The sequence below is a fragment of the Victivallis vadensis genome (assembly GCF_003096415.1).
Taxonomy (GTDB): domain Bacteria; phylum Verrucomicrobiota; class Lentisphaeria; order Victivallales; family Victivallaceae; genus Victivallis; species Victivallis vadensis.
This window is the reverse complement of record NZ_QEKH01000045.1, coordinates 20258-30495: the sequence shown is the minus strand read 5'-3', so window position 1 is coordinate 30495 and position 10238 is coordinate 20258. Positions and strand designations below refer to the sequence as shown.

General features: G+C 62.2%; 4 protein-coding genes and 1 pseudogene. 4 read left to right on the top strand and 1 reads right to left on the bottom strand.

Going from position 1 to position 10238, the window contains the following annotated elements:
* The first annotated feature begins 305 nt into the window (after window positions 1-305).
* A complete protein-coding gene (locus C8D82_RS18690; protein ID WP_116885813.1) occupies window positions 306-1202 on the top strand; it encodes a M28 family metallopeptidase in 897 nt (298 codons plus the stop codon).
* A 2-nt stretch (window positions 1203-1204) separates the two neighbouring features.
* Here C8D82_RS18690 and C8D82_RS18685 read toward each other — a convergent pair whose 3' ends face one another.
* Window positions 1205-4102 carry a hypothetical protein gene (locus C8D82_RS18685; RefSeq protein WP_116885812.1) on the bottom strand — a complete coding sequence of 966 codons (2898 nt, stop codon included), beginning with the start codon at window positions 4100-4102 and terminating at the stop codon, window positions 1205-1207.
* A gap of 913 nt (window positions 4103-5015) precedes the next feature.
* Here C8D82_RS18685 and C8D82_RS18680 point away from each other — a divergent pair.
* The 3 genes and pseudogenes from C8D82_RS18680 to C8D82_RS18670 all read left to right on the top strand — a co-directional run bounded on the left by C8D82_RS18680 (window position 5016) and on the right by C8D82_RS18670 (window position 10230).
* The gene (locus C8D82_RS18680; RefSeq protein ID WP_116885811.1) at window positions 5016-5759 is read left to right on the top strand and encodes a prepilin-type N-terminal cleavage/methylation domain-containing protein; all 744 of its coding nucleotides are present in this window, start codon (window positions 5016-5018) and stop codon (window positions 5757-5759) included.
* 31 nt (window positions 5760-5790) lie between these two features.
* Window positions 5791-5964: pseudogene (locus C8D82_RS22410) on the top strand (prepilin-type N-terminal cleavage/methylation domain-containing protein); the annotation flags it as partial.
* Window positions 5965-6510: 546 nt separating this feature from the next.
* A complete protein-coding gene (locus C8D82_RS18670; RefSeq protein ID WP_116885809.1) occupies window positions 6511-10230 on the top strand; it encodes a DOMON domain-containing protein in 3720 nt (1239 codons plus the stop codon).
* The last annotated feature ends 8 nt before the right edge of the window (window positions 10231-10238 follow it).

Sequence of the window (10238 nt, the reverse complement as noted above, 5' to 3'; positions counted from 1 at the left end):
ATTCCCTTTATGTTGAGATTTTGAGTTACTCAAAATAAAAGGCAGATGCAACCTTGTCAAACAACACATCCCATCACAAAATTTGGGACATTATCAAAAATTTTCCATCGTAAAGCCTCCTGCCGGTTGGGTTGTTATTCCGGAATATACAGCCCCGTTTTGCTTTTTCAAGCCGGAGGCGGCGAAATACCGGGGGCGGAGAGGCCGGAGTTGCGCTGTTTTGCCGAAATTTCGCCCCGGAACCCGGAAAGGGCTGGAAATCCGCCGTTTCCGGGTTATGTTGATTGACAGTCGCGGAGGTTATTGTGAAATATCTGTTGAGCATGTTGGCGGTGTGCGCGGGGATCGCGGCGGAGCCGCCCCGGATCGACGCCGGTTTCGCGTGGAGCATGGCGGAATGGGCGGTCGCGGCCGGTCCCCGGCACTCCGGTTCGGAGGGGGCGCTCCGTTCGGCGCTCTGGATGGAGCGGGAGCTGAAAAGATATCTCCGGTTCAGTACCCGGGTCGTGGAATTTACGGAGAAAACTCCGGCAGGACAGGTCACGTTCCGCAACCTGGTCGCGGAAATTCCGGGGCGATCCGCTAAGTTCGCGGTGGTCGGCGCTCACTACGACACCAAATACCTGCCGGAGGCCGCCCCGGAGTTCGCCGGGGCGAATGACGGCGGCTCCGGCGTTGCGGCGCTGCTGGCGATGATCCGGGCGATTGATCGGATGAAAGAACCGCCGCCGCTGGGAATTCGCTTTGTGTTTTTCGACGGCGAGGAGTGCCGCGTGCGTTATGGGTGCGGCGACGGGCTGCACGGCAGCCGCCGCGAGGCGCAGCTGCTGGAGGAGGCCGGAAGGCTCCGCGACTGCCGCGCGATGATCCTGCTGGACATGGTGGGCGACCGGGAGCTTTCGATCACCTTCCCGAAAAACAGCGACCCGGAGCTGAGGCAACTTGCTCTGGAGGAGGCGGAAAAGCAGGGGAAACGCAGCCGTTTCACCGACTATCCCGGCAATATCCTCGACGATGACCTGCCGTTTCAGGCGCGGGGGATTCCGGCTTTGAACTTCATTGATTTCAGTTACGGGCCGGACAACGGCTGGTGGCATACCTCCGCCGACACCCTCGACAAACTTTCGCCGCAAAGCCTGAAAACCGTCGCCGACGTCGCGCTGGCGTTGATCTGGCGGCTCGGCGGCGAACCGGCGCACTGAATTCAGGATATCTGAATGTCGCAGGCTCCGGCGGGCAGCGGGAACGGCTGTTCGATTTCGGGACCGGTGCCGAAACGGATCAGGAAAGCCGCGCTTCGGACTGCCGCCGGAGCCGTGTACCGCACATGGGCGGTCGTCATGGCGTCGCCGGGGGCGCACCCGGCGGTGTCGGCGAGCCGTTCGGCGGCAAGGCCGGAGGAGAGCGGCGTCAGCCGCAGCCGGACGTTGTCGCCGTAATCCGCTTCCGCCGCGCCGTCTGTATCGAGCCGGAGCCGGGTAGAGCCGAAGTGGAAATGGTAACAGCTTTCCGCCGGCTGTTCATTCGCGTCGGCGATCAGGAATGCGCCGGGGGCCAGCCGGACCACCTTGCGGAAGTGACGGAGCTGCTGCTGGAACGGCAGCGCCCGGCCTTCCGCGAGCGTGAAGTTCGCCGGAGTGAAAACGGTCGCTTCGGGCTGCGGCGCGTCAAGCTCCAGCCGGACCGGCCACCCGCGGGTGCAGCGCCAGTGGTAGTTGTGAATCTGCCGCCCCGGCAGCGTCCAGCGGCTGTGGCCGTCGTCGGAGAACTTCTCGCGCCCGGCGGTGCGCCCGCCGAAACCGGCGTCGCCGATCAGCATTCTTCCGAAAGCGAAAAGCTGGAAGCTGCCGTCGTCGTCGTGATGGTGCGCCCACGCGCTGCCGGTGCGCAGCGCGAGCAAAGTTTCGGCGTTTTCCAATTGGCCCCGGAAAAAGACGCCGAGACCCGGCAGGTATTCATTCTCCCACGGGAGCGGTGTTTCCGGGAGCGTTTCATCCGGCGTGCCGCCGCATTCGCGGGCCATGCGGTTGAGCTGCGCCGCGAGTTCGCGGTCGTGGGGGGCGGCCGCCGTTGCGAAGTGCCGCCACAAAATCCGGTAGGGTTCGATCGAACCCTCATGGTCGCCAAAGGCGACGAGGTGGCGGAAGTCCCCGGTGAGCCGGTCGCGCGGCGTGAGCTGGGCGGCGGTCGCGCGGAGCATCTTCCGGAAACGCGTATCCGCAAAGAAATCGTGTTCGCCCCGGTCGCGCAGCATCAGCATCAGCGGCAGGACGGTCAGCAGCACGTGCTGGAAATAGGTGTGGCTCTCCTCCCACACGCCGCTCTGGTAACAGTGTACGTCGAGCTGCCGCGAAAAGAGGCGGATGAATTCGCCGCGCCACTTCGCCGCCTCCGGGTGATCGGGATAGATGGCGCCCGCCGTGCCGGAGAGGTTGATCACGTCGGTATAGAAGTTCTGGTTCGCCATTCCCATCAGCGGCACATTGAGCGCATCCGGGTCGTCGGCGGGACGCATCGCCGATTCGCCGCAGTAGTAGTCGGGCAGCGACATCAGTTTGGCGAGCGCGAGAATCCGGGCGCGGGCGAGCCGCATCTCCTCCGGCTGGATTTCACCGGCGGCGGCCGCCTCCTCCAGCAGAAAGGTGTAAGGTGCGACCCGGCGCGACGAAACCGGGTTGGTATTGGCGGCTCCGCCGCCGTACCAGAAGGATTCCAGCCGCACCCGCAGGAATTCACGCATCTCCCGGAGAAACGCGGCGGAGTGCAGGTCCGCCGGCGCGTCCGGTGCGAGATGGCCGCGCAGGAAGTCGGCACTGCCGTCGAAGCTCCAGCAGCTTCCGGGGGCGGGGAGCGCATCGAAGGTCATGCCGAGCAGCTCCTGCAGAGGCAGCAGCCCGCGCTGGATATGGAGTTTGCGCAGCAATCCCTGCTGTTTTTGGAACTCCGCCGCGCTTCCGGCGGAGATGAAGTGGTCGAGCGGCGGCTCCTGCCGGGTCAGGTCGTCGCCCGCCTTTGGCGTGAAGGTTTCGGCGTCGCAGACCGCCAGCGCCCAGCGGCGGCGGCCGTCGCCGAGCCACGCCTCCCAGCAGAGTGCCGGAGTACACTCGCTGCGGTCGCGGGCCGGAATCTGCTCGGCGGGCGGAACCGGCACCGCATCCGCCTTGGTCTCCGCCGGAACCAGCCGCCGGGTCAGGCGGTCCCCTTTGCGGAGCCGCCGCATCCACGCGTCAAGGCTGTTGAGCCGGTTGCCGCGCCAGCGGCCGCCCTGCAGCGCAACCGCGCCGAACCGGGTGTTTTCGCCGGGCAGCGCGAAGCCGAAGCCGTCGGAAAGCCCGAGCTGGGATTGCTGGCTCCACGGGCCGAGCCGGGCGAGCTGCGTGTCGAGGAAGTAGTTCAGCCACCGGGTCTGATAAGCGGGAGTGGAGTCGAGGAAATACCCGGTTTCCGGCAGCACGGCTCCGTCGAAAAGCCAGACGAGCTGATCGGATTCGCCAAAATGGAACTCCTCGTCGATCAGTGCGAAACACTGCCCGGCGTCAAGGGTGATCGCGGTGCGGCTTTCGCGGCCGTCGGCGAGGAGCGCGCGGTATTCGACGACGGTACGGACCGGGCCTTCTTCGCGGACGGTGACAGCCGTTTCGCGGATCGGCAGCAGGGTATCGAAATAAGTGGTTCCGAACCATTTGCCGCCGGAACGCCGGATTTCGGCGACGGGGCCGGGGACGGAACAGGGCAGGGGAGCCGTCCACTGCCGCCCCGCCGGAATCCGCAGCGAAAGCTGCCGGTTTTCGAGAAGATATTCCGTTTCGCGGAGCGTCAGCCGGACCGGGTCGTCGACGGCGGCCGCGGCGGAGTCGAGTTTCAGGTCGAGCTGTTCATGCGGAGCGATCGCGACCGCCAGAAATCCGCGCCGGGGATTCTGCCGTGAGCGCTGCATCGGGAAACGGCGGCCGTCCGGCGCGAGCCAGCCGCATTGCCGGACGGTTTCCGGCAACGGCGGGAAATCGAGTTCCGCCACCTGAAATTCATGGTTCAGCCCGCAGAATTCCCGAATCCGCAGGACGCCTTCGCCGGGGAGATAGTTCAACATCTGTCCGTTCATAACCGTTTCTCCGTTTTTGACTCCGTGATCCACCCTTGGCACAGAGACAATATAACAGCGGGAAGCAGGAAATTCAATATAAATCAAACAATTGTTATGAAATTTATTGAGTTTGTTTTCAGATTTTTTTAGAAAAAAGTCCGAAAACTGTTTGCTTTTGTTAGTTTTTTGTGTCATAATATTATTGCAAGAGGGCGGCAAGGTGCCGCTGCCGGGTGCGCGCGCCAATGCCCCTCCGGGGGGCGTGCGGCATCTGGCACAGGCAAGTCGTGGTTGGTCAGCAAAGCCACTTGCGCGGCGTACAAGTAAGGCTACGTTGCCTTTTCCGCGGCGCACAACAAGCGCGGCCAGCGCCGCGAACGAATGTGAGGGAATTACTTGCCTTCGGCAAGTAACGAGGAACGATAGTGACGAAGCCGAACGTAGTGAGCGAAGCCTCTCCGGCGTAGTGAGCGCAGCGAACGGTGAGGAGTTGGCAGGCGTAGCCCGACAAGTAAGGCCCGCTAGGGCCGCCCGCGAATGGAAGTGCTTCGCAGTCGGCAGGAGTTCCGAGGCGAGCGGGGAGGTCCGGACGGGCGATCGTGCACGCCGCAGGCGGGCAGGCCTTGAAAAAGGCCCTCCGGAGCCATCCGCAAACGACTGGCACCCAGTTTGTGGCCGGTAATGGTATGGAAAGGCAAATGAAACTTATGTATCATTACATGAGCATGTGCGATTGGAAAGCGGAGATGAATCTCCGCACTCCAAAGTTGACATCGGACGGCATCGGGCCGGACAGGTAAATATGACATTTGAGTTGAGCCTTTGAAAGAAACATAGCCGACTTACGGTGGAGGTAAAGATGCGTAATAAGCTGAAGGATAAGCAAATGCAGCAAGGAAAACATGCCCGGCACATTGGCATACCCGACATTATGCGTCGAAATTTCACCCTTATTGAGCTGCTCGTGGTAATAGCGATCATCGCGATTCTGGCGGCGATGCTGCTTCCTGCGTTGCAGAAGGCGCGCGACCGGGCCGGTGAGGCGGTGTGCACCAGCAACCTGAAGCAGATCGGCGTCGGGCTGATGCTGTATGAAAACGGCGAATGGTTTCCGCCGGCCTACGATAATACCACTTCGTCGCCGTGGGGAACATGGTATCAGGTCGCCTATTACTATATGGGCGGCGGCGAGCTGTCCTATATGGCCAACCGAGGCGCGATCAAGACCAACGCGTTCCGCTGCGGACGGGATCGGGGAAAGACCGTCAGCAAGCAGACCCGGGTCAGTTATGCGCTCAATATCGGTTACGGACGCTATATGGATAATACGGATTTCAATCCCAAGCAGGCATTTCGTTATGACCGGGCGGAGCAGACCTACGGTCCGACCAAGAGCAAAAGTCGCGGTTCGATCATTCTGGTTTCCGATCATTACTATCCCAATTCTCCGGCATTGGACGGCGAAAACGACTGGAGTGCAGGGCGGTATTCCAATTATGCCGGTTTCGGCCTGATCAGTTCCAGCAATCCGGCGACCAACGGGCAGATGTGCGGCCATGCGGACGGCACCCGGAACGGCCTGATGATGGATATGAGCGTCAAGCATTTCGGTCATGAGGTTTCCTATGTCGATCACGAGCGCCGCCGCTGGTTTGAATACCGTGTTCATAAATAATTATATCAACGTTTAAGTGGGAAGGATTGGAATGATGAAGCGTGGCTTTAAAAATTTTACCTTAATTGAGCTGCTCGTTGTGATAGCGATTATAGCGATTCTGGCGGCGTTGCTGCTGCCGTCGCTGCAGAAAGCACGTACTTCCGCCAAGAAAACAGCCTGCATCAACAACCTCAAACAGCTGGGAAGCGGCATCGGGCTTTACAGCGGCGGCGAATGGTTTCCGATGCGCAAAATACCGGAAAGCGTGGGAGGAGGTTACTATACCTGGCCGCAATTTCTCGGCAGGGAGATGGGGGTGGACACTCATCTGGACAATCGCTGGACCCTCAAGATCAAATGGCTGAGCTGTCCGCTGCTGCCGCCGCCGGCCTGGTCGGGCAAGCCGACTTTTATTACTTACGGCGTCAATATGGGGGAAACCAATCTGGCTGATGAAACTCCGTTTCGGATTTCCTGGATGAAAAGCAGTTATAAATCGTCGTCGGTTCCGTGGTCGCCGCGAAGACCGGTTGTGCTGATGACCGATATGGGGAATAACAGCGGCGGTGATTTTGCCAATAACGTCAGCGGCAAGAGGTGGAATTTCGATTGGACAAATTCCCATCCGGACGGAAGCCGTAACGCCTTGATGTCCGATTTGCATGTCCAGAGTCTTCGGGTGGCGGAGTCCGGGTTGAATGATGAGATCAAGCGTCCTGTTTTCAGTTGGATTTATGAACCTTAATTCCATATCGTGCAGAGGAGTATTATGAAATTTTCTTCCAAGATGCTGCTGGCGGCGGGGACTTTCCTGTGCCTGGGCGGAACCGTGGAGTTGTACGCGCAGATGAAAGCCGGCGAGGCGATGCGCGACTGGTATGAAGTTTTCGGGCTGGACGCGGCGCGGCGCGACTACGACTACCGGCTGACCGCGCTGAATACCAATGGCGAGGCGAACATCTTCTTTCCCGGTGAACGGCCGGAGCTGGAGTTTCAGCTCCGCAACCTGACGGACGCCCCGCTGAAGGGCAAGGCCGAAATCACGCTTTTCAGCTGGGGCACCCGCAACGTCTACGGCGACATCTGGCAGCCGAAAGTGATTCCCGGCGGCGAGGCCGACAAAATGACCGTCGAGGTCGACGTTCCCGCCAGAGGATTTCAGAATTTCAAAATCGCGCCGAAACTGCCGGAGAAGTTCGGCGGCTATGCGCTGCTTTTCGACCTGCCGGGGCGCGGCCGCCAGTTCATGACTTCGATCGTGCGCGCGCTGCCGGGCGCATCGGCGCCGAACCAGTTCCCGAAGCAGTCCGCCGAACAGTTTCCGGCGGCGGCGATGGCGCGTCTCGGCGTGCAGGCGATCCGCTTCGGCGTGCCGTTTGACGTGGACCCGGCGGCGCGGGCGCGCACGATGGCGTATCTGAAGAAATCCTTTGACGAGCTGAAAAAGCACAACATAGCCGCGACCATCGAAATCGGCGCGGGGCAGGGGGGCTATCCGTTGAACCAGCCCCGGCCGCACCTGACCGACGACGGCGTGATGATGCAGACCAAGAGCGATATGGCGTGGCTGCCGCAATATGACGGGGAGTTCGGAGAATTCTGCTACGATATCTTCCGCGAATACGGCTGGCCGAAGGGGCCGATCAACGGCGTGATGCTGTGGAACGAGCCGTGGGAGGGAATTTCGATCTCCGGCTGGGGCGCGGATATGCTCCGCTATCGTGAGATGTATAAAGTGATGGCCGAAGCCGCGCACCGGGCGGGCAGGGAGGCAGGCGTGGAGGTGCTGGTCGGCGGGTGCGACTCGTCGTCGAACACCTTCGACAAGTTTTTCCCGGATGAAAACGACGAGTTCCTGAAATATCTGGATTTCTGCAGCATCCACTATCAGGGGCTGTCGTCGCCGAGCCTCTACCGCAAGTGGATGGAGCGCAAGCCCTCCCGCGTGCTGATCTGGGATACCGAAAGCTGGGTGGCCAACAGCGAGGACCTGCTCGCGGGAGTGATCGCGGCGAACCGCGCGGCGGGCTACGACCGCTCGATGGGATTTTTCGGCGGCTATGTGTTCGGCAACAAGGATCACAACCAGTCCGGCGTGAAGCGGGCCCGGATCCTGACGGAACAGGGAGAGCGGGAGATCGACCTGCCGCTGATCGCCTATCCGATGGCGTCGGCGGTCGCGGCGCTGCAGAACTTCATCGGCAACCGGGAGTTCCGGGAGATCATGTTCCGGCGGGGCCTGCCGTGGATTTTCGTATTCGACGGGCTGGAGGGTAAGGCGGAGGACGGCACCGTGGTGGTCACGGGCGACCTGACCGGCCTTTTCGGCGACAACAGCATGTATCCGGGCTTGCGTTCGTTCGACGAACTCCGGGCCAAGCGCGAGCTGCGGCTGCTGCTGCCCGGCCTGAAGCGCGGCTCCGCCGACTGGACGCGGCTTCGGGACGACCTTGCCGCCCGCTTCCCGGACCGGAAGATCAATGACGCCAACTTCGTTGCGCAGGCGAAGGAGCTGCTCGCCGCGCCGTGGCCGTTCCGCGGCGTGACGCTGGAACTGGCCGCCGACGGCAGGTTCGCGCTGTTCGATATGTACGGCAACCGGATCGAGCCGGAAAAAGGCGCTTATGTGCTGCCGCTGGACCAGCGCGGCCACTATCTGCGCTCGACCGCGCCCGGCGGTTTCGCATCGCTGCTCGCGGCGCTGAAGCAGTCGAAGCTCTCCGGCCTGGTGGCGGCGGAGCTGGTTCCGCGCGACTTTCTGGAGCCGGTCGCGCCCGGCGCGAAGCTGCGCGTGACCGTGCACAACGTGACCAACCGGCCGCTGTCGGGCAGACTTTCCGGCAAGGTCGGCGAGCTGAAAATGAAATTCCCGGAACAACTGGCGCTGGCTCCCTTCGAGACCCGCGAAATTGAACTGGAAGTGCTTGAGGGCGCCCCGGCGGCGGACAACAGCTACCCGCTGGAACTGGTGTTCGACGCGGGCCGGGACGGCTTTGCCGAGGTGCGCGACACGATGCATGTGAACCGGATCGCGAAGCGGACGGTCAAGGTCGACGGTTCGCTGGACGACTGGAAAGGCGTGCTGCCGCTGGTCGTCTCCGCCGATCCCAACGCCGCCTTGAGCGTGATGGAAAAGGCGTGGCTGCCGTTTGAGAAGTTCGACGCGGGCAAGTCCGCCGGAGTTGCGGCGGTCTACACCGCCTATGACAGGGATTACTTCTACGTGGCCGCGAAAGTGGCGGATTCCACGCCGGACCCCGGTACGCTGCGCTTCGAGACCCGCGACGACGACGAGTTCTTCTACCCGGAGACCTCCTACAAGTACGACCCGGGCAAGACTTTCATCTACGCGGTCGAATCCGAAACGCCGGAGAGCGCCGCGCGCTGCGGCGTGGAGCGGCCGGACAAAAAAGGCGTGCGCGCCCCGGAGTGCATCCGGCCCGGAATCGACCGGCTCCGGCTCGACCTGTCGCTGCCGGAAGACCGGCTGACGAAAGTGACCTTCTATCTGCCGTGGGACAACTTCCGGTCGAACCGGCTGGCGCATCTGTACGTGCGCGGCGCGGACGGCCGTGAACTGACCGGCCACCGCCAGTTCTTCGAGGTGGACGGCGGCGTGTTCGCCACCTACGAGATGGCCGGGAAAGTCGCGGTCGAACTGGTGAATCCGCGCACCTGGCACAAGGAGTCGGGACGGCTGGCGGGGGTGTTCTTCGACGCCGGGACGCCCGGCGCGAAGTTCCGGCTCTCCGGAGGCGGCTTCGCCCGCTACGTCGGCATGGACGAGTCGAAGCCCGGCCTCTGGCAGGGGCGGTTCGGCTCCGAAGGCGTGCTCCTGCCCGGATTGAAGTATGAAAAGCTGCCGAGGGGCGTCGCCGCCGTGTTCCGCACCGACGATGTGAAAGAGACGCTGAAGTGGCCGGAGGGAGTGCGCCGTTACAGCTACCGCAAACGGCCGGTGCTGCCGGACGGGCAGTCGCCCGCATTCGACAATTTACAGATCGCCTTTAATGCGATCCCGCTGGAGCAGGACCCGGTCACGGTCGCGAACCAGCCGGGCCGGATGCCCGGATTCGTGAACTACCGTTCGACCGACTATGAATTTGCGCTGAACAAGGTCGCCCCGGCCTACGGCGGCGGCACCGAAATCTGGCGCATGGAGGTGCCGGGGGCGTTCCGCAAGCACTTCTACCCGCGCCAGCCGAAGGCGAAGTGGGAGGGTGCGGTGAAGGACGGCAAACTGGCGTTCCGCCACGACGGCAGCACCCGGATCATCGAGGCGGCGATTCCGTGGAGCGAGATTCCGCACGTGAAAGTGTTGATGAAGGCGGGCAAACCGGTCAAGTTCTCGTTCCGGGTCAACGACAACGGCGGGCCGTCGATGGAGTTCGGCCGGGACCGGGCGGCGACTCGCAAGGGCGGCAGCACCTTCCACCCGGATTGGAAGACCAGCTATACCAACGAAATCGAATTTGCATTTGAAAAATAGGATGTGCC

Coding starts and splice junctions, on each gene's coding strand:
- C8D82_RS18685 (WP_116885812.1), bottom strand. CDS start 4,102: ATGAACGGACAGATGTTGAACTATCTCCCCGGCGAAGGCGTCCTGCGG.
- C8D82_RS18680 (WP_116885811.1), top strand. CDS start 5,016: ATGCGTCGAAATTTCACCCTTATTGAGCTGCTCGTGGTAATAGCGATC.
- C8D82_RS18670 (WP_116885809.1), top strand. CDS start 6,511: ATGAAATTTTCTTCCAAGATGCTGCTGGCGGCGGGGACTTTCCTGTGC.